The following is a 19,420-nucleotide window of genomic DNA, read 5'->3' as shown; positions in this document are numbered from 1 at the left end:
TCGCCCATGAAAGCGTTCGGCAAAATCCTGGGTCTGGTACTTCTCGGGCTGTTGCTGATCATTGTGGCGCTGGGCTTTGCCCTGACCCACTTCTTCGATCCCAACGACTACAAAGACGAGATTCGCCAGATTGCCCGCGACAAGGCCCACATCGAGCTGACGCTCAATGGCGATATCGGCTGGAGCCTGTTCCCCTGGCTGGGCCTGGAATTGCACGAAGCCAGTGTCGCGACCCTGGCCAAGCCCACCGAGCCGTTTGCTGACCTGCAGATGCTCGGTCTGTCGGTCCGTGTGATTCCGCTGCTGCGCCGTGAAGTGCAGATGAGCGATGTGCGCGTCGAAGGCCTGAACCTGCGCCTGAACCGTGACAAGGACGGCCATGGCAACTGGGAAGACATCGGCAAGGTGCCGGCACCTGCGGCTGCGACAACCTCGACCACAACGCCCGCCACCACCGGCGAACCCGCGCCAACGACCGTCGCCCAGGCCGAAAAACCGGCTCAGCCGGTCCGCCTGGACATCGACAGCCTGACCGTCAACAACGCCCGCGTTGAGTACAACGACGAGAAAACCGGCAAGCAGTTCAGCGCCGAAAGCATCCAGCTGAGTACCGGCCCGGTCCATGACTCAACCAACATCCCGGTCAAACTCACGGCGTTCCTGGGTACCAACCAACCAGTTCTGCGGGTGCGGACCGAGCTGGCTGGCGAGCTGCGCTTCGAGCGGGCGCTGCAACGCTACAAGTTCGAAGACATGAAACTCTCCGGCGAAGTCGCTGGCGATCCGCTGCAAGGCAAGACCATGACCTTCGCCGCTCAAGGTCAGTTGCTGCTGGACAAGGCCGCCAACGTCGCCGAATGGACTGGCATCAAGATCTCCGCCAACCAGTTGCGCGCCTTGGGTGAACTGAAAGCCAACGACCTCGACAAGACCCCGCAAATCAGCGGTGGCCTGTCGATTGCCCAATTCGATCTGGCGAAATTCGTCGACAGCATCGGCCAGAAACTCCCGGCGATGGCCGAAGGTAGCCTGAGCAAAGTTGAACTGGTCAGCCAGGTTGCCGGCACGCCGACCAGCCTGTCGCTCGATAACATCAACCTGAAACTTGACGACAGCAACTTCAGCGGCCGCATCGCCATTGAAGACTTCGCCAAGCAATCGCTGCGGGCAACCCTCAAGGCTGACACCTTCAACGTCGACCGTTACCTGCCGCCGAAATCCGCCGAAGCCAACAGCGCAACTCAGGTACGCAAGGCCGAAGTGGCCAGCACCGAAGCCGATGCCCTGGCCGGCCCTGGCAGCACACCGCTGCCGCCATCACCGACCAAAGGCCCGTGGAGCAGCGACCGCTTGTTCCCGGTGGAGCGCCTGAGCAAACTCGACGTGGACGCCGACCTGACCTTCGGCCAACTGACCCTCGACAAACTGCCAATTCAGAACGCGACGCTCAAAGCCAACGGCCAAGGCGGCCTGCTGACCCTGGAGAACCTGCGCGGCGATCTGTACGACGGCAACTTCGAAGCCAAGGGCACCCTGGATGTGCGCCAGCAAGTGCCGGCGCTGAACATGCAGACGCGCATCAACAACGTGCCGGTGGAGAAAATCCTCGAGGGCCAGGGGAAAAATCCACCGGTCAAAGGCCAGGTCACGCTCAACAGCACCCTGACCGGCAGTGGCAATAGCGAGAGCGCGCTGATCGACAGTCTCAACGGCAACGCCAGCTTCGTCATCAATAACGGCATGCTGCTCAATGCCAACCTTGAGCAGCAACTGTGCAAAGGCATCGCCACCCTGAATCGCAAAACCCTCAGTGGTGAACCACGGGGCAAGGACACGCCCTTCGAGGAGCTCAAGGGCAACCTGACTTTGCGCAACGGCGTGGCCAATAACCCGGACCTGAAAGTGCGCGTCCCGGGCATGACTGTAAACGGTAACGGCGACATCGACCTGCGGGTGCTGGGCATGGATTACCGCCTGGGCATCATCGTCGAAGGCGACAAGAGCGATATGCCGGACCCGGCCTGTCAGGTCGGCGAGAAATACGTCGGCATTGAATGGCCGCTGCGCTGCCGTGGCCCGCTGGAGCTGGGTGCCAAGGCTTGCCGCCTCGACAGCGAACGCATGAGCCAGGTCGCCAGCAAGCTGGCCGGCGAGCGCATCAGCGAAAAAATCGACGAGAAGCTTGGCGATAAAGTCAGCCCGGAACTGAAAAACGCGCTCAAGGGGCTGTTCAAGCGATGAGAGCCGAGCAGTTTTCAACGGCCGTACTGGACTGGTACGACCGCCACGGTCGCCATGACTTGCCGTGGCAACAGGGCATCACCCCTTACCGGGTGTGGGTCTCGGAAATCATGTTGCAGCAGACCCAGGTCAGCACGGTGCTGAACTACTTCGACCGGTTCATGGCCTCGTTGCCAACCGTCGAAGCCCTGGCCGCCGCGCCGGAAGACGAAGTGCTGCACCTGTGGACCGGCCTCGGTTATTACACCCGGGCGCGCAACCTGCAAAAGACCGCGAAGATTGTGGTCGCCGAATATGGCGGCGAGTTTCCCCCTGATGTGGAAAAACTCACCGAGCTGCCGGGTATCGGTCTGTCCACCGCCGGGGCGATTGCCAGCCTGAGCATGGGCATCCGCGCGCCGATCCTCGACGGCAACGTCAAACGGGTGCTGGCGCGTTTTACCGCGCAAGAGGGTTATCCCGGCGAGCCGAAGGTCGCCAAACAGCTGTGGGCGAACGCTGAGCGCTTCACGCCGCATGATCGGGTCAATGCCTACACCCAGGCGATGATGGATCTGGGCGCCACGCTCTGCACCCGCAGCAAACCGAGCTGCCTGCTCTGCCCGCTGGAAAAGGGCTGCGAAGCACACATGCTCGGCCTGGAAACCCGCTACCCGATCCCCAAGCCACGCAAAGCCGTGCCACAGAAGCGCACGCTGATGCCGATGCTCGCCAACGGCGATGGCGCGATTCTGCTTTACCGACGCCCTTCCACGGGCCTGTGGGGCGGTCTCTGGAGCCTGCCGGAACTCGATGACCTCGACGACCTGCAACATCTGGCTTCGCAGCACTCGCTGGAACTGGGCAGCCAGCAGGCACTGCCGAGCCTGGTGCACACCTTCAGCCACTTTCAGTTATCCATCGAACCCTGGCTGGTGCAGGTCCAGGAGGCCGGCCATCACGTGGCCGAGGCCGACTGGCTCTGGTATAACCTCGCCACCCCGCCGCGCCTGGGCCTTGCCGCCCCGGTCAAAACCTTGCTCGAGCGCGCGGCCGCCGTATTGAACGCAGGAGAGTCGTCATGACCCGCACCATCATGTGCCGCAAGTACAAAGAAGAACTGCCCGCCCTGGAGCGCGCTCCATTCCCGGGTGCAAAAGGTCAGGACATTTTTGACCACGTCTCGGCCAAGGCCTGGGCCGACTGGCAGAAACACCAGACCCTGCTGATCAACGAAAAACGCCTGAACATGATGAACGCCGAAGACCGCAAATACCTTCAGGGTGAGATGGACAAATACTTTTCCGGCGAGGAATACGCCAAGGCTGAAGGCTACGTTCCACCTGCTCAATAATTGATCAAAATTCGGGGTCGGCACGTAAGCGACGGTAATAATTAAATATTTTTTGAAAACTTGCTTGACGACCCCCTGAAAAACCCGTTTAATGCGCCCCGTTGCCCAGATAGCTCAGTCGGTAGAGCAGGGGATTGAAAATCCCCGTGTCGGCGGTTCGATTCCGTCTCTGGGCACCAAATACCGAAAACCCTGAATCGCAAGATTCAGGGTTTTTTTATGCCTGCGATTTAATCGAACATCACGCAAGCCACTTCTCCTGACTAGTTTTGACCGCCCCAGTGGAAAACCAGATTGCGAGCGGCACCACTGCCCACATCCGCTGTATCACGCCGCACCTCACCTTTATGCGTGGCGATAACGGTGTACTTGCCGGCAGGCAGCTGAACGTAAACCAACGGTCCAGCCTCACTCAGTGTCAGCACGGTCTGCCCTGCGGCTTTCTGAATAACCAGATCCACATCGGGAACGTATTCGTCCTGAGGCCCGGTGGAGAATGTCATGTGCAGGTTGTAGCCCTTGGTTTGCTGAATGGCTTTAGCCTCGTCCTCTCCAATCCCCCCGGACAGGTAGGTAATCCCGTTTTGTTGTTGCTGCTGGACTTGCACGGCCGAGCTGTCAATTGGCTCAAGGCTGGCGGCGTTAAGCGCGACGGGCAACAGCAGTACGCCGACAGCGGCGATGGGCAGCATGAGTGAATGGACGTACTTCATGATGGCGACTCCCGGGTTACGTAGAACCCACTCGTTACTCCTTTTAGATTTATCGCCGAATACTCAAGTTTTAGATCGATTCGGAATTGGGTTCACTGCGAATCGGACTACACGATTTGCTCCTCAAGTACGAGCTGTAGTCGATGGTGTCCTGCAAGACGAATCCGGTAATTCCTTCCGACTTATCAGCAGCGCCCGGCATCGTCGACTATCACTCTCCTGCCATCCTCTTGCGCCTGTTCCCTCCAGCTGCGGAAGATGTCATGAGCCACCTCAAACCCGATAACACTCAAGATCCACAAATGGTTTCACTGCTCGGCAGTCTGGGCGAGCTGATCCGTGACACGCGCCAAAAGGTGCTGCGAGCGGTCGATACCGTTCAGGTGCAAACCTGTTGGCAGATCGGCCGGCATATCGTGGAGTTCGAGCAGGAAGGGGCTCGGCGGGCGGCTTATGGCAAGCAGCTGCTCTCGACACTGGCCAAAGTCCTGACTTCCGAGTTTGGAAAAGGTTTTGACGAACGCAACCTGCGATACATGCGGGATTTTTATCAGACCTTTCCAATCTGGAACGCAGTGCGTTCCGAATTGAGCTGGCCCCACTACCGCAGGCTGCTGCGAGTCGACAACGACAACGCTCGCCACTGGTACATGAACGAATCAGCGCTCCAGAACTGGTCAAGTCGCGCTCTCGAGCGTCAGATCAACACCCTCTACTACGAACGCCTGCTGGCGAGTCGCGACCGGTCTGCCGTCAAACAGGAAGCCGCCATCAACATCCAGCAAATGAACGCCAGCCCTCGGGATTTCATCCGGGACCCCGTGCTACTGGAGTTTCTCGGCCTGCCCAATGCAGTCCTGAGCAAGGAGGAACCTCATGCAGAACCGGATAGGGAACGGGATGCTTGAGGAACGGTTACTCAAACGCCCCCGATAAGCGCGGGCAGATTGTTCATAAACGGCATGACGACTATGGTGAGTAACTCGCCGCAAAGGTTCAAAGCCGATGAACTTGCAGGACATGCCCTCACTGGCCCCGACTCAACTCGAGTTACCGTTACCCACCCGCACACCCGGCGAATCCTTCAGGGAGCCCGCCGCCGATGGCTTCCTCCTTGGCGGCTTCACCTGGCGACACCCCCATCAAGACCCAACTCGCCCGGTGGTTATCGTCAACGCTGCCACCTCTGTCCGTTGCCGACACTATTCGCGCTTCGCCGATTACCTGTTCGCCAACGGCTTTGACGTGATCTCTTATGACTACCGTGGCATCGGCGAGTCGCGTCCCGCATCGCTGAAAGGGCTCGAGGCCTCATGGTCCGACTGGGGCGCGCTGGATTTCGAGGCGATGCTGCAAAGAGCGCAACGCGAATTTACGGAACAACCCATCAATGTCGTCGGCCACAGCTTCGGCGGCTGTGCTGCGGGGCTGGGGGCCTCCGGGCATTTGATCCGACGCTTGGTGGCAGTGGGCGCGCAGTTCGCTTACTGGCGCGACTACGCCCCCGCTCATCGCTGTCGGATGTTCGCCAAGTGGCACGTGGTGATGCCGTTGATGACGACGCTTTGCGGCTACTTCCCCGGCAAACGCCTGGGTTGGCTCGAAGACACCCCCGCCGGCGTGGTTCGCGACTGGAGCACGCCCAGCGACCGATATGAGAAACGCCCCAGCGGTCGTCTCATCCACGCCAGAACCGGTCGACTGCCCTTCGCCAACGTCAGCGCACAAACCCTGGCCATCAGCCTCAGCGACGATCCCTACGGCACGATTCCAGCCATAGAACGCCTGCTTGGCTACTTCACCGGCAGTACAAATACCCACCTGAGAATCACACCTGGGGACATCGGCGAAGAAGAAGTCGGACATTTCGCCTTTTTTCGCAGCGCATACCAAGCCACACTATGGCCCATTGCATTGTCCTGGCTGCAGACCGGCGAGCTGGCCCCCGATACACCCGGGCGGCGAGTGCCCCGCAACTGATTGATGCGCCCTCTCAACGAATTACGGAATGACGCCCATGGCCTCCGCCAACAAGCAGAACAAACGCGCCTCCCGCGCCAAAGCCAAGGCCAAGCAGAACCGCACCCAGCGGGTCGCCGCGCCGGTCGAGCTGGACCCGAACGACGATCGCATCGACTTCGAATCGGTGGACCTGACCGAATTGTTCAAAAAAATGATCGACGCCGAAAAGTCCAGCCAGCAGGCAATGTGCACAGCCTTCCTTGAAGACCCGCTGCTGGAGCTGGTGTACGAACAGGAAGGCGAAGAAGGCGCGATGGACTTCATCCTCGCGGCGCTGATCGAATACCGCCAATGGTCCACCGAGACCGACGAGGCCGGTGCACTGGCGTGGATCGAATCGCCGGCCTTCCAGGCTGATTACGTGGCGGCGTCCGACGCCATCGCGGCCCAAACCCAACAGAAAACCCACTGAGTTCCCATGGCATCCCTGAATAAGCAACAGAAACGCGCCAAACGCGCAAAAGCCAAAGCCAAACAAATCCGCATGGTCGGCAGAAAGCCTGCCGATCTGAATGATGACCTGGGTGAGATCGGCGAGCCGATCCCGGAATACACCCTGGCGATGTTCAGCAAAATGCGTGACGCCGAAGCCACCAGCCGCAACGACATGCTGCTGACCCTGCTGTCGAACCTTGCCGGGATCATCAGCGACCATCCAGAACTGCTGGACATGGAAAACGCCGACAACGAAGCCATGGCCGCCACACACCTGGCCGCCGACATGCTGATCGACTACCGCATGTGGGCCGATGGCATGGACCGCGATACCGCCCAGGCCTGGCTGACCGATCCGCAATTCATCACTGACTTTGGTGATGCGCTGGACAGTTATCGTCAGTCGCTGGACCTGCCGGTCGAAAAGACCAAGTAACGCTACCCCGCAAGAAAAAAACGGCCGCGTGTCATCACTGACAGCGGCCGTTTTTTTGTAACCATAAATCTGTCGTGACTACCCACCCTTCGTCAGTCGCGACGTATATCCCATTGACATATCCCGCCGAAATTCTATTCTTTGACTTCAAGCACCAGCAAAGCGCAGGAGGCCACCATGGAACAAACCACCCTTTTTATGAGCAATCGAAGCCAGGCCGTCCGCCTGCCCAAAGCCGTCGCAATGCCCAGTGATGTGAAACGAGTCGATGTGATCGCTATCGGCAGGGCTCGCCTCATCACCCCGGCAGGAGAAGCCTGGGACAGCTGGTTCGATGGTGAAGGCGTGAGCGCAGACTTCATGGCCGACCGTGAACAGCCAGCCGATCAGGAGCGTGAGTCGTTCTGATGATCAAATACATGCTTGATACCAATATCTGCATCTTCACCATCAAGAACAAACCGCTGGCTGTTCGCGAAGCCTTCAATCGTCATCACGGCCAGCTGTGCATCAGCGCCATCACCTTGATGGAGCTGATCTACGGCGCCGAAAAATCTGCCTCACCGGAAAAAAACCTCGCTGTCATTGAAGGTTTTGCTGCCCGTCTTGAGATCTTGCCTTTTGACTATGAAGCAGCCGCGCACACCGGAATGATTCGCTCGGAACTGGCTAAAGCAGGGACGCCAATAGGCCCTTATGACCACATGATTGCCGGCCACGCACGCTCACGAGGATTCACCATCGTGACGAATAACCTTCGGGAATTTGAGCGTGTATCCGGTTTACGGGTTGAAGACTGGGTTCACCCCGATTGAACCAGGCACAACAGACAAAACAAAAACGGCCGCGTGTCATCACTGACAGCGGCCGTTTTGCGTTACGCGGTACGGATCAGCTCAGCACCACCGCGCCCAGTTTCTGCAGCTTGCGACGACGCGCCACAAACAGACCGGCAGCCACCACCAACACGCTCAGCAGACCCGTCGCGAGGATCTCCACGCGATGCGCTTCCTGGAACAGCATGATGGTCAGGGCGGCGATGATGAATACGATCACCGCGTAGGTCAGACCTGGGAACAGCCACATGCTGAAGGCGATTTTTTCACCGCGAGCCATGCGCTGTTTGCGCATACGCAGTTGCGAAAACGCGATCACCAGGTACACCAGCAACGCGATGGCGCCGGAGCTGGCCAGCAGGAATTCGAACACGGCAGCCGGGGCCACGTAGTTGGCGAAGACTGCAAGGAATGCCGCAGCGGTCGACAGCATCACAGCCCAATAAGGCGTGCCGCTGCTATTGGTGCGCTGGGAAACGGCCGGCGCGTCGCCGCGCTTGCCCAGCGAGAACATCATCCGCGAAGCGGTGTAGAGCGCGGAGTTCAGGCAGCTGGTGACCGCAACCAGAACCACGATATCAACGATCAGCTTGGCATTCGGGATCCCCATGCGCTCCAGCACGGTCTGGTAGGAACCGACGCTGGCCAGAATCGGGTCGTTCCACGGCACCAAGGCCACAACGATGAAAATGGAGACGAGGTAGAACAAGCCAATCCGCCAGATGACCGAGTTGGTGGCCTTGGAGATCTGCTGGCCTGGGTTCTTCGATTCCGCGGCCGCGATGGTCACGATCTCGGTGCCCATGAAGGAAAACATGGTGGTCAGAATGGCGCCGAGCACTGCGCCCATACCGTTTGGCAGGAAGCCTTGAGTGTCAAACAGGTGCGACACGCCGCTGACCTGGCTGGTGGGCAGGAGGCCGAAGATCGCCAGAAGGCCCAGACCGATAAAGCCGATGATCGCCACGACTTTGACCAGGGCGAACCAGAACTCGAACTCGCCGTAGTTCTTCACGCTGAACAGGTTGGTCACCGTCAGCAGTAACGTGATGACCAAGGTGAAGGCCCAGATCGCCACGTTCGGGAACCAGGCATGCAGAATGGTCGCCGCAGCGTTAGCTTCCAGCGGGATGACCAAAACCCAGAACCACCAGTAGAGCCAGCCGATGGTGAAACCGGCCCAGTGACCGATCGCACGATCGGCATACGTCGAGAAGGAGCCTGTATCTGGCGATGCAACGGCCATCTCGCCGAGCATGCGCATGACCAGAACCACCAGCGCACCGGCGGCAGCGTAGGCCAACAGCACGGCCGGGCCTGCAGCGGCGATGGCGTGGCCGGAGCCGACGAACAGGCCGGCACCGATAACCCCGGCGATCGACAACATGGTCACATGACGCGGTTTGAGCCCCTGTTCGAGGCCATTGGAGCTTTGCGTACTGCTCATTGAAACTACCTTTGCCTGGAAATCGATTCAGTCCACCCCGCCTGAAAATCCCTTCTCGTAAAAAGAATCCAACAGAGTGTTCCTTATTCTGCACGCAATAATTGCGCCAAAATGTTTCACGCCCCCGGTATACGCGGCCTGTGCGCCGATGGAGCGCTTATCGCAAGTCATTGAGATTAATGGCATTTAGCCAGAGCGTTACCTTGCCACCCACTTCAGGAACGAATCCATGCACCGGAAACACACCCAAAAAGGCAGGCGCGCACAATAAAAGTGCAGATCAGGAACGTTTGGCCGGTTAGCGCTTCCAACACCCCGCCAAAGCTGGCAACATCGCGCCTTTTTTTACGGGACAGCCGGACCACATCGGGTTCAAACGGCTGTTCGGTTGATAGCAGCGCGACAGTCTGCTGTACCGATGCGACAACCTGCCACATGCCATCCGTTTACCGTCCCGAGCGCTGTTGGCTGCCATTCGAACGCTATGCTAGCTTGGCCGCCTCGCCAGGAAGGCGACCAACAGCAGGAGCGCAACACACTATGAGGAACGCACATGGCTGAGGCCACGCCCGCGCTTGAAATCCGCAACTTGCACAAACGCTACGGACAGCTTGAGGTGCTCAAAGGCATCTCGCTGACCGCCCGCGACGGCGACGTGATCTCGATCCTGGGCTCCTCCGGTTCCGGCAAGTCCACGTTCCTGCGTTGCATCAACCTGCTGGAAAACCCGCACCAGGGCCAGATCCTGGTGGCCGGCGAAGAACTCAAGCTCAAGTCCGCCAAGAACGGCGAACTGGTCGCTGCCGACGGCAAACAGATCAATCGCCTGCGCAGCGAGATCGGTTTTGTATTTCAAAACTTTAATCTCTGGCCGCACATGACCGTGCTCGACAACATCATCGAGGCCCCGCGCCGCGTACTCGGTCAGAGCAAGGCCGAGGCCATCGAAGTCGCCGAAGCCCTGCTGGCCAAGGTCGGCATCGCTGACAAGCGCCACGCCTACCCCGCACAACTCTCCGGCGGCCAGCAGCAACGTGCAGCCATCGCCCGCACTTTGGCGATGCAACCCAAGGTGATCCTGTTCGACGAACCCACCTCCGCCCTTGACCCGGAAATGGTCCAGGAAGTACTTAATGTCATCCGCGCACTGGCCGAAGAAGGCCGCACCATGCTGCTCGTGACCCATGAAATGGGCTTCGCCCGTCAGGTTTCCAGCGAAGTGGTGTTCCTCCACCAAGGCTTGGTAGAAGAACAAGGATCGCCGCAGCAGGTGTTCGAAAACCCGCTTTCGGCGCGCTGCAAACAATTCATGTCCAGCAACCGCTAACGGAGCTACCCGCATGCAGAACTTCAAAAAGATCTTCCTGGCTGCGGCCGTCACCCTGGCCTTCAGCGCCGGTGCCGCCGCCGAGACCTTGAAGATGGGGATCGAAGCGGCCTACCCGCCGTTCAACAACAAAGATGCCAGTGGCAATGTCGTCGGCTTCGACAAAGACATCGGCGATGCCTTGTGCGCCAAGATGAAAGTCGAATGCACCGTGGTCACCTCCGATTGGGACGGCATCATCCCGGCCCTGAACGCCAAGAAGTTCGACTTCCTGATCTCCTCGATGTCGATCACCGATGAGCGCAAGCAAGCGGTGGACTTCACCGCCCCGTACTACTCCAACAAGCTGCAGTTCATTGCCAAAAAAGATGTCGACTTCAAGACCGACAAGGCTTCGCTGCAAGGCAAGGTGATCGGCGCCCAACGCGCGACCCTGGCCGGCACCTGGCTGGAAGACAACATGGAAGGTGTCGAAGTCAAACTCTACGACACCCAGGAAAACGCTTACCTGGACCTGACTTCCGGTCGTCTGGACGGCATCCTGGCCGACAAGTACGTCAACTATGAATGGCTGAAAAGCGACGCAGGCCGCGCTTACGAATTCAAGGGCGACCCGGTAGAAGAAAGCGACAAGATCGGTATCGCCGTTCGCAAGAACGACCCGATCCGCGAAAAGCTGAACGCTGCGCTGAAAGAAATCGTCGCTGACGGCACCTACAAAAAGATCAACGACAAGTACTTCCCGTTCAGCATCTATTGATTCTGACCTGCCTGACCGGCGCCGTTCGCTGACGGCGCCAGTCCTTGGCATTGCCTGCCGCGATTTGAAAAGAAATCCATGATTATCGACCTCTACGGATTCGGCCCGGCGCTCGCCGCTGGCGCACTGATGACTGTGAAACTGGCACTCTCGGCCTTGTGCCTGGGGCTGGTGCTCGGTCTGCTCGGCGCCTTGGCCAAGACTTCCCCGTACAAGCCGCTGCAATGGCTTGGCGGCACTTATTCAACGCTGGTTCGCGGCATCCCGGAATTGCTCTGGGTGCTGTTGATCTACTTCGGCACGGTCAATCTGATGCGTGCGCTGGGTGAGTTCTTCGGCAATCCCGAGCTCGAACTCAACGCCTTTGCCGCCGGCGTGATTGCGCTGGGGCTGTGTTTCGGCGCCTATGCCACGGAAGTGTTTCGCGGGGCGATTCTGGCGATTCCCAAAGGTCACCGTGAAGCCGGTGTGGCCCTGGGCCTGTCGAAATTCCGCATCTTCACCAAGTTGATCATGCCGCAGATGTGGCGCATCGCCCTACCGGGCCTGGGCAATCTGTTCATGATTCTGATGAAAGACACTGCGCTAGTATCGGTCATCGGCCTTGAAGAAATCATGCGTCACGCGCAAATCGGCGTGACCGTGTCCAAGCAACCGTTCACCTTCTATATGGTGGCCGCCTTCATGTACCTGAGCCTGACCATTCTGGCCATGACCGGCATGCACTTTATGGAACGACGTGCCGCTCGCGGCTTCGCGAGGAGCACCCAATGAATTGGGAAGTCATCATCAAGTGGCTGCCAAAACTGGCTCAGGGCGCGACGCTGACCCTGGAACTGGTGGCCATCGCCGTGATTGCCGGGTTGCTGCTGGCAATTCCGCTGGGCATCGCTCGCTCATCGCGACTCTGGTATGTGCGGGCATTCCCCTACGGCTACATCTTCTTTTTCCGTGGCACTCCGTTGCTGGTTCAACTGTTCCTGGTCTACTACGGCCTGGCGCAGTTCGACGTGGTGCGTAACAGCTCGATGTGGCCATACCTGCGCGATCCGTTCTGGTGCGCCACCGCGACCATGACCTTGCACACCGCGGCCTACATCGCCGAGATCCTGCGTGGCGCGATCCAGGCGATTCCACCGGGCGAGATCGAAGCGGCGCGGGCGCTGGGCATGTCCCGGGCCAAGGCGTTGTTCTACATCATGCTGCCACGTGCTGCGCGTATCGGCCTGCCGGCGTACAGCAACGAAGTGATCCTGATGCTCAAGGCCAGTGCCCTGGCCAGTACCGTGACCCTGCTGGAGCTGACCGGCATGGCCCGCACCATCATTGCTCGCACCTACCTGCCGGTTGAGATCTTCTTCGCCGCGGGCATGTTCTATCTGCTGATGGCTTACGTGCTGGTGCGCGGCTTCAAGCTGCTGGAGCGCTGGTTGCGCGTCGATGCCTGCCAAGGGCGTTGATGCCTGCGTGCTGACGGGCGAGACCCTGCTCGCCCGCTTCACTGCGCTGGATGCTTTTCTGATCGAGCATCAAGCACTGTGGAAGCCCCGACCGTTTACCCATCTGCAACTACCCTGGGAAGCGTCCTACCCAGAGTTGGCGTTGTGGCTACGCGGGCGGTCGCTGGAAGATGCGGAAAACAGTCATAACCAGCCTGGCTGGCTCGATGCGCCGGAGCCGTTTGCTTCATTGGCAGCGATGTCTCTTGAGCTGAGTGCGGTGGGTGAATTGCCGGCTCGTGCACTCGAAGCGGCGGGCCATCGACTGAATGTCGATGTACCGGGGCGCAAGTGGCAACAGATTGAAGCGTTCGCCGGCTGCTTGCAGTTTGCCCGTGCACCGACGCATTGGCTGGACTGGTGTTCGGGCAAGGGCCATTTGGGGCGACGCCTGCTGCAAACCGGTCAACAATTGACCTGCCTGGAATACGACCCGGCGCTGGTCGCCAGCGGCCAGGCACTCAGCCAGCGTCATCAAATGCATGCGCTGCATGTCGAACAGGATGTACTCGCGCCTGGCGCAGCCTCATTATTGAATGCCGATCACACGCCCGTAGCGCTGCACGCCTGCGGGGATCTGCATGTGCGACTGATCCAGCTCGCCAGCGCCGCCGGGTGCAAACAACTGGCCATCGCACCGTGCTGCTACAACCGGATCAGTCTGAACACCTATCGGCCACTTTCCTGTGTGGCAGAGCGCTCCGACCTACACCTTTCCCTCGATGATCTTGCGCTGCCGATGAGCGAAACCGTCACCGCCGGCGCGCGCGTCCGACGCCAGCGCGACACCTCCATGGCCCGGCGCCTGGGGTTCGACCTGCTGCAACGGCAGCTGCGCGGTGTCGACGAATACCTGCCCACCCCTTCCCTGCCCAGCGCCTGGCTGGACAAACCCTTCGCCGATTACTGCCGCGATCTGGCCGCACTCAAAGACTTATCCACAGTCGGCACGCCAGATTGGACCGAACTGGAAGCCGCCGGTTGGCAGCGACTGGCCGAAGTGCGCAACCTGGAGCTGCTGCGAGGCCTTTTCCGACGGCCTCTGGAGCTGTGGCTGGTACTCGATCGGGCACTTTTCCTCATCGAGCAGGGTTATGTCGTTCGTCTCGGCACCTTCTGCGAATCCCCGCTCACACCGCGCAATTTCCTGCTCCTGGCAGAGCCCCCTTAAACAGTCGCAACCTGTGGATAACTCTGTTGATGGAATTCTCGTGGATCCAATATCCACGCTGTTTGACGCCTAAAACACTACTGGTCATTTTTTGTTCATAAAAATAAAAAACCCATAAAACAGGCATTTGCGGACAAATGAGAACGAGTCCACAAAAGCGCAATGAACCAGCAGATTCCGCCAGCCGGTTGTGCATAAGCATTCAATCAAAATGACATAACCGTCGAATTCCGGACATCACGGGTGGAAAATTGCGCCTTGCAATGCCTCTTGCTATACACGCATACGAGGGCGCCGACAGTGCGGCCATGAACAAGAAAAATCTGACCGACAGGATGCGACCGTGACGTTCATTTCTTACGCACAGAATTTCGAAGACATCCGCCTGTGGCGCGCCCTCAAATACGTCGAAAATGGCTTTTATATCGACATCGGGGCCAACGACCCCACTCAGGACTCCGTCACCAAAGCTTTCTACGACCGCGGTTGGACCGGTATCAATGTCGAACCCATGCCGAACTACTACGACGCCCTGTGCCAGCAGCGCCCCAACGACATCAACCTGCAATGCGTGGCCGGTGAAAGCGCCGATAACCTGACCTTCTACGGCATCGCCGGCACTGGTCTCTCGACTCTCGACCCAACCATCGCGCAGCAACACAAAGATGCCGGCCTGGACGTGCGCAACCAGACCGTCAAATCCCGCACCCTGGCGTCTATCTGCGAACAACACGTCCGCAACCGCCCGATCCACTTCCTGAAAATCGACGTCGAAGGTCACGAAGAAACCGTCCTGCGCGGCATGGACTTCACCCAATGGCGGCCATGGATCATCCTCATCGAAACCCCGTGGGAACGCGACCAGACCTGGGAAAGCCTCGTCACCGGCGCCGGTTACCAGCCCATCCTGTTCGACGGCATCAACACCTACTACCTGGCCGAAGAACTCCTGGCCCTCAAACCCGCCTTCGACATCCCGCCGTGCAACCTGGACGACTTCCAGTTCTGCAAAGGCCATAAATTCAGCCACCCCATCACCGACGCCGAAAACCACCTCGCCGCCGCCCTGCAACGCGCTGAACACGCCGAAGCGCAACTGCGGGCGATGCAAAACAGTCGAGCCTGGCGCACCCTGCTGAAACTCAAGAAAGTACTGCACCGCGCCTGACCGAAAGCCTGCGCAAAAATAGTCTGAATTCAGGGGTTTACAGAACCAACCCAATCGCTATAATCGTCGCCCTGACACGCCGGTATAGCTCAGATGGTAGAGCAACTGACTTGTAATCAGTAGGTCCCGGGTTCGATTCCTGGTGCCGGCACCATACAAAACAAAGCCCTCGTAGAAATACGAGGGCTTTGTTGTTTCTGGCATCTAGAAAAACAACCCTTGTAGATACCGTCTTAATCCTCCCCTGCGCCAAATCTACCTGCACACCGCCCCATCACAATTTCACTTCAGCGCTAAGCACTTAACTGCCTAATCCAGTCAAGACTCGCCACCGTAGAGCCGGAAGGCCGGTATTCACACCCGATCCATCCTGTGTAGCCACGCTGCTCCAGTGCCGCGAACAAGGCTGCAAAGTCGATGCTCCCCGTTCCCGGCTCGTGACGCCCCGGGCAGTCGGCAATTTGCACATGAACTGTTCTGTCGTAAAACCGAGCCAGAACATCTGCTGCGTCTCCAGTCAGAATCTGGGCATGGTAAAGATCGAGGATCAGCCCGACACTCGGGAAGGTTTCCAGCACTTGTTGCGCCTTGCTGAAGTCAGCCATGTAATAGCCCGGCATCTCCTGTGCACAAATTACTTCGATAAGCGGCCGCAACCCCTGATCCTCGAAGTACTTGACGGCATACTCCAGGTTGCTCCCGAAGACACGCCCTGCGTCATCCTGCGTCGTAACGCCAGACATAATGTGGACATCCGAACATGCCAGCGCCTTTGCATAGCTGGCGGCCCGGAGCAAACCGTTGCGAAACTCTTCTTCCTTGCCCTGCAAGGCAGCGATGCCTTTGGTAACGCCAGCCGGTGCAGCGAATTGAATCAACGGCAGACTGTATTGAGCCAGATGGTCGGCCAAGAGACTCGCGTCGAACTCGTAGGGTGATGGAAACTCCACCGCCCGAAAGCCAGCTGCGGCGGCTGCGTCGATGCGTTGCAGAAAAGGCAATTCATTGAATTGGAAGCCGAGATGAGCATTGAACTTGAGCATTGGGTAAATATCCATCCTGGGAAGAAAATCATCAGCCTGGAGCATCCTTTGCAACTCCAGCACAGCACTATAGGTTGACGTTGTCAGCAAGCTCAAATCGTGCGGGACTTTTTTGCTCAAACCAGGGATACGACGATTTCCATTTGGGAAAATAACGTTGCCCCTTTTCCACTTCTCAGAGGCCATCGTTCCCGGATGCCGCTCCTGGCTGGGGCTCTTTGCCAATAAAAGGGGCGGTTTCCACTTCCAACATCAGCAACACCATTTCCGTCAACTCGGCGTCGGACTTCTGTCCCGCATAGAGGTCATGGAGTGCTTTGGCAAAGGGGATGCGCAGGTCCTGGTTTTCTTCGCGGGCGGTATCGCTGGATTGCATGAGTTCGCTGATGGCTCGCAGCACAGCCGCTTGCCACCGAGCGGTGGTCCTGGGACCACCGCTGGTGATTGCAATCAACTTATCCTTCGTCAACTGGCGAAGGGCAGGTTCTCGCAACGGCTTATGCGGCTTTGGGTTGCGAGTGATCTTTGACATACCGGACGATACTCAGCGTTTCCTGCCGGAACTGCTCGTAGTCGATCTGCTGGGCGTTAATAAAGGTGCTGCCCATCATGGTCAGCGAGCCCATAAAGCTGGCTTCGGAAATTTCCTCGTCGCTCGCGCCAAACAAGCGCGCGGCTTCGGTATGGAACAGAGCGCAATACTTGCAACGGGTCGCCCCGGATACCGCCAGACCTATCAACTCCTTGTACTTATTAGGAATCTTGGTATCTGCCAGCCAAAAATCCCGGGCTACGCCCCAGAATCCGATCGCTCCGCCTTCCGGCATCTGCTTGATCCACTCCGGTACCAGACCCAGGGTCTGTTCAATTTCCTGATAGGTATCACGAATGGCCATTTGACACCTCCTTACCTCTGTAGAGACATCTTCTATAGAGATATAACTAGTTTAGTTCGCTGGGGGCCATGCCAGAGCCGGCTGCAGCACGACTTCAGCAAATGAACTCTTAAACATCGTAGAAACAACAGGATGGATTTAGACTTTTCGGGCGCAATGACGTACCGCTCAGTACCTGGAGTTATCAGACTTGGCGGGTTGGCTAAGAGACGATCTTCGGATGATGCACGTGCTGGTAAAGCGTGCACCATACAAAACAAAGCCCTCGCAAAAACGCGAGGGCTTTGTTGTTTCTGATGTTTAGAAAACAGGTCTTAGTGACCCGCACTCTGCCCGCCATCAACGTGCAGGATTTCCCCGGTGACAAAGTTGGCGCTGTCCAGATACACAACAGCCTGAGCAATATCGCTGATCTCGCCCATGTGCCCAACCGGATGCAAACTCCCCAGCGCTTCATGGGTTTCCTCTCCGTGCATCGGCGTTTTGATGATGCCGGGGCTAACCGCATTCACTCGAATCCCGCGCTTGGCGTACTCGATGGCCAGGGATTTGGTCGCCGCGTTCAAGCCACCTTTGGTCAACGAAGCCAGTACCGACGGCACACCGTCAATCGCATGGTCCACCAGGCTGGTGGTGATGTTAACAACGTGGCCTTTACCCTGTTTTTCCATCTCTGCGATCGCGAGTTGGGTGATGTAGAAGAAACCATTCAGGTTCACCGACAGCACCGCGGCATAGTCTTCAGGGGTGTAGGCAGTGAACGGCTTGGCAACGAAGATCCCGGCGTTGTTGACCAGGGTGTCGATGCGGCCAAAACGTGCGATCGCTTCACGAATGACTTGCCGAGCAACCGCCGGGTCGCCGATGTCGCCCGCCACGGTGAGGATGTCCGGGTCGGTGGACGGTTTGATCGAACGCGAGGTGGCGACAACCTTGTAATCGAGATCACGGAAAGCCTTGACCATGCCTGCGCCGAGCCCTTGGGATGCGCCAGTAATTACGATGACTTTTTTCGAATTGCTCATGGTGAACCTCTACTCATAAATGATGGTTTGAAAAAGTGATTAATCAGGCTTCAACAGGCGCCTGTGCCATTTGTCTCAACATCTGTTCGTAGTACTCGACCGATTGCGAACCGGACACCAGGTGACGGCCGTTCAGCACCATGGCCGGTACCGAATTAATGCCGCGCTCGCGGTAAAACACTTCAAGCTCACGCACTTCCTGGGCAAACGCTCCGGACACCAACACCTCACGCGCACTCGCCGCATCCAACCCCACTTGCGCTGCCAGTCGAACCAGCGTCTCGCGATCGTTCGGGTTCTGGCCGTCGGTGAAATAAGCACGCAGCAAGGCTTTCTTGAGTGCGAGCTGCCGCCCCTCCTGCAACGCCCACAACAGCAATCGGTGAGCATCGAAGGTGTTATGGAAGTGGGTGCGCTTCTCCAGATCGAACTTGAACCCGATGGCCTCGCCCCGAGCGATCTGCATCGCTTTGCCGGCGGCGACGTCCTCGGCGCTGCGCCCGTACTTGCGCATCAAGTGCGCAACCGCGTTCTCGCCTTCGGCCGGCATGTCGGGGTTCAGTTCGAAAGGCTTGAAAGTCAGCTCGACCGAGACCTCACCCGCCACGTTCTCGATCGCTTGCTCCAGCGCCGTCGCACCCAAGGCGCACCACGGGCACACCACATCGGAAATGAAATCGATGGTGACGGCCGCTGTCATGACTGCCTCTCCGCCTCAGCCAGTTGCTTGCGGTACTGGGTGGTGGTGATACCGGCATAGCCCCAGTTATCGGTGTCGACTTCCTCTATCACGATGTGGGTCAGGTCCGGGCGTTTGTTGAGGACGCGCTCCAGGGTTTCAGTGATTTCGGCGATCACCTGAGCTTTCTGCTCTGAGGTAACACCATCGCGGGTAATGCGTACGCTGACAAAAGGCATGATGAGTCTCCAGTGACCTGCCCTTCGGGATGATGGGTAGGTGGGTGGAGCTCAATGTAGGAGGTTGGTTTGGGGGGATAAAGGTGGGGGCGGGAACATCATTAGTGACATGGTGTAATGAGTTCAGGTGGAACGTATCGCTATTTTCTG

General features: G+C 58.4%; 23 protein-coding genes, 2 tRNA genes and 1 pseudogene. 17 read left to right on the top strand and 9 right to left on the bottom strand.

Annotated features, from left to right (window positions below; all coding sequences use genetic code 11):
* Positions 1-6 precede the first annotated feature (6 nt).
* The 4 genes from PSH69_RS01500 to PSH69_RS01485 all read left to right on the top strand — a co-directional run bounded on the left by PSH69_RS01500 (position 7) and on the right by PSH69_RS01485 (position 3,753).
* A complete protein-coding gene (locus PSH69_RS01500) occupies positions 7-2,241 on the top strand; it encodes an AsmA family protein (protein WP_305410827.1) in 2,235 nt (744 codons plus the stop codon).
* Complete coding sequence (mutY, locus tag PSH69_RS01495; protein ID WP_305410826.1) at positions 2,238-3,305, top strand: A/G-specific adenine glycosylase; 1,068 nt, start codon at positions 2,238-2,240, stop codon at positions 3,303-3,305. The genes PSH69_RS01500 and mutY overlap by 4 nt, the downstream gene beginning before the upstream one ends.
* On the top strand, positions 3,302-3,574 hold the full coding sequence (locus tag PSH69_RS01490; protein WP_018929219.1) for an oxidative damage protection protein: 273 nt from the start codon (positions 3,302-3,304) through the stop codon (positions 3,572-3,574). The genes mutY and PSH69_RS01490 overlap by 4 nt, the downstream gene beginning before the upstream one ends.
* Before the next feature lie 103 nt (positions 3,575-3,677).
* Positions 3,678-3,753 (top strand) — tRNA-Phe (locus PSH69_RS01485).
* Positions 3,754-3,837: 84 nt separating this feature from the next.
* On the opposite strand, the gene PSH69_RS01480 is transcribed toward PSH69_RS01485, so the two are convergent.
* Positions 3,838-4,287: a carboxypeptidase regulatory-like domain-containing protein gene (locus PSH69_RS01480; RefSeq protein WP_305410825.1), complete on the bottom strand. Its 450-nt coding sequence runs from the start codon at positions 4,285-4,287 to the stop codon at positions 3,838-3,840.
* A 263-nt stretch (positions 4,288-4,550) separates the two neighbouring features.
* Here PSH69_RS01480 and PSH69_RS01475 point away from each other — a divergent pair.
* From PSH69_RS01475 to vapC, 6 genes and pseudogenes are all read left to right on the top strand, one after another.
* A pseudogene (locus PSH69_RS01475) lies at positions 4,551-5,141 on the top strand (DUF1016 N-terminal domain-containing protein); the annotation flags it as partial.
* A gap of 151 nt (positions 5,142-5,292) precedes the next feature.
* Positions 5,293-6,267, top strand: a complete 975-nt coding sequence (locus tag PSH69_RS01470; protein ID WP_305410824.1) for an alpha/beta fold hydrolase — start codon at positions 5,293-5,295, stop codon at positions 6,265-6,267.
* Between the two features lie 37 nt (positions 6,268-6,304).
* Entirely contained in the window at positions 6,305-6,721 is a 417-nt protein-coding gene (locus tag PSH69_RS01465) for a hypothetical protein (protein ID WP_305410823.1), read from the top strand.
* A 6-nt stretch (positions 6,722-6,727) separates the two neighbouring features.
* Positions 6,728-7,180: a hypothetical protein gene (locus PSH69_RS01460; RefSeq protein WP_305410821.1), complete on the top strand. Its 453-nt coding sequence runs from the start codon at positions 6,728-6,730 to the stop codon at positions 7,178-7,180.
* A gap of 177 nt (positions 7,181-7,357) precedes the next feature.
* Positions 7,358-7,588, top strand: a complete 231-nt coding sequence (vapB, locus tag PSH69_RS01455; RefSeq protein WP_305410820.1) for a type II toxin-antitoxin system VapB family antitoxin — start codon at positions 7,358-7,360, stop codon at positions 7,586-7,588.
* Positions 7,588-7,995, top strand: a complete 408-nt coding sequence (vapC, locus tag PSH69_RS01450) for a tRNA(fMet)-specific endonuclease VapC (protein ID WP_305410819.1) — start codon at positions 7,588-7,590, stop codon at positions 7,993-7,995. Before vapB ends, vapC begins: the two co-directional genes overlap by 1 nt.
* A gap of 76 nt (positions 7,996-8,071) precedes the next feature.
* Here the strand turns inward: vapC and gabP are convergent, their stop codons facing one another.
* Together gabP and PSH69_RS01440 are read right to left on the bottom strand one after the other, a co-directional pair.
* Entirely contained in the window at positions 8,072-9,463 is a 1,392-nt protein-coding gene (gabP, locus tag PSH69_RS01445) for a GABA permease (RefSeq protein WP_305410818.1), read from the bottom strand.
* 215 nt (positions 9,464-9,678) lie between these two features.
* A complete protein-coding gene (locus PSH69_RS01440; protein WP_156043987.1) occupies positions 9,679-9,900 on the bottom strand; it encodes a hypothetical protein in 222 nt (73 codons plus the stop codon).
* 116 nt (positions 9,901-10,016) lie between these two features.
* Between PSH69_RS01440 and PSH69_RS01435 the strand changes: the two genes are divergently transcribed.
* From PSH69_RS01435 to PSH69_RS01405, 7 genes are all read left to right on the top strand, one after another.
* Complete coding sequence (locus tag PSH69_RS01435) at positions 10,017-10,790, top strand: ABC transporter ATP-binding protein (protein ID WP_018929226.1); 774 nt, start codon at positions 10,017-10,019, stop codon at positions 10,788-10,790.
* Positions 10,791-10,803: 13 nt separating this feature from the next.
* Entirely contained in the window at positions 10,804-11,550 is a 747-nt protein-coding gene (locus PSH69_RS01430) for an ABC transporter substrate-binding protein (protein WP_305410817.1), read from the top strand.
* 78 nt (positions 11,551-11,628) lie between these two features.
* On the top strand, positions 11,629-12,324 hold the full coding sequence (locus PSH69_RS01425) for an ABC transporter permease (RefSeq protein ID WP_019651467.1): 696 nt from the start codon (positions 11,629-11,631) through the stop codon (positions 12,322-12,324).
* On the top strand, positions 12,321-13,010 hold the full coding sequence (locus PSH69_RS01420; protein ID WP_305410816.1) for an ABC transporter permease: 690 nt from the start codon (positions 12,321-12,323) through the stop codon (positions 13,008-13,010). The genes PSH69_RS01425 and PSH69_RS01420 overlap by 4 nt, the downstream gene beginning before the upstream one ends.
* On the top strand, positions 12,991-14,220 hold the full coding sequence (locus PSH69_RS01415) for a methyltransferase (protein ID WP_305410815.1): 1,230 nt from the start codon (positions 12,991-12,993) through the stop codon (positions 14,218-14,220). The genes PSH69_RS01420 and PSH69_RS01415 overlap by 20 nt, the downstream gene beginning before the upstream one ends.
* A 343-nt stretch (positions 14,221-14,563) precedes the next feature.
* A complete protein-coding gene (locus tag PSH69_RS01410; protein ID WP_305410814.1) occupies positions 14,564-15,388 on the top strand; it encodes an FkbM family methyltransferase in 825 nt (274 codons plus the stop codon).
* A gap of 78 nt (positions 15,389-15,466) precedes the next feature.
* Positions 15,467-15,542, top strand: a tRNA-Thr gene (locus PSH69_RS01405).
* A 139-nt stretch (positions 15,543-15,681) separates the two neighbouring features.
* Here PSH69_RS01405 and PSH69_RS01400 read toward each other — a convergent pair.
* The 6 genes from PSH69_RS01400 to PSH69_RS01375 form a co-directional block, all read right to left on the bottom strand.
* Positions 15,682-16,431, bottom strand: coding sequence for a hydroxypyruvate isomerase family protein (locus PSH69_RS01400; RefSeq protein WP_305412770.1), 750 nt, complete (start codon positions 16,429-16,431; stop codon positions 15,682-15,684).
* 175 nt (positions 16,432-16,606) lie between these two features.
* On the bottom strand, positions 16,607-16,963 hold the full coding sequence (locus PSH69_RS01395) for a hypothetical protein (protein WP_225602989.1): 357 nt from the start codon (positions 16,961-16,963) through the stop codon (positions 16,607-16,609).
* Positions 16,929-17,327, bottom strand: a complete 399-nt coding sequence (locus PSH69_RS01390) for a carboxymuconolactone decarboxylase family protein (RefSeq protein ID WP_007939479.1) — start codon at positions 17,325-17,327, stop codon at positions 16,929-16,931. Before PSH69_RS01390 ends, PSH69_RS01395 begins: the two co-directional genes overlap by 35 nt.
* A 314-nt stretch (positions 17,328-17,641) precedes the next feature.
* Positions 17,642-18,352: an SDR family NAD(P)-dependent oxidoreductase gene (locus PSH69_RS01385; protein WP_305410813.1), complete on the bottom strand. Its 711-nt coding sequence runs from the start codon at positions 18,350-18,352 to the stop codon at positions 17,642-17,644.
* A gap of 43 nt (positions 18,353-18,395) precedes the next feature.
* On the bottom strand, positions 18,396-19,052 hold the full coding sequence (locus PSH69_RS01380) for a DsbA family oxidoreductase (RefSeq protein ID WP_305410812.1): 657 nt from the start codon (positions 19,050-19,052) through the stop codon (positions 18,396-18,398).
* Positions 19,049-19,270, bottom strand: a complete 222-nt coding sequence (locus PSH69_RS01375; protein ID WP_305410811.1) for a 4-oxalocrotonate tautomerase family protein — start codon at positions 19,268-19,270, stop codon at positions 19,049-19,051. The genes PSH69_RS01380 and PSH69_RS01375 overlap by 4 nt, the downstream gene beginning before the upstream one ends.
* Positions 19,271-19,420: the final 150 nt, after the last annotated feature.

The organism is Pseudomonas sp. FP1740 (assembly GCF_030687165.1).
Lineage (GTDB): Bacteria > Pseudomonadota > Gammaproteobacteria > Pseudomonadales > Pseudomonadaceae > Aquipseudomonas.
This window is presented reverse-complemented; position numbering and strand designations above follow the sequence as displayed.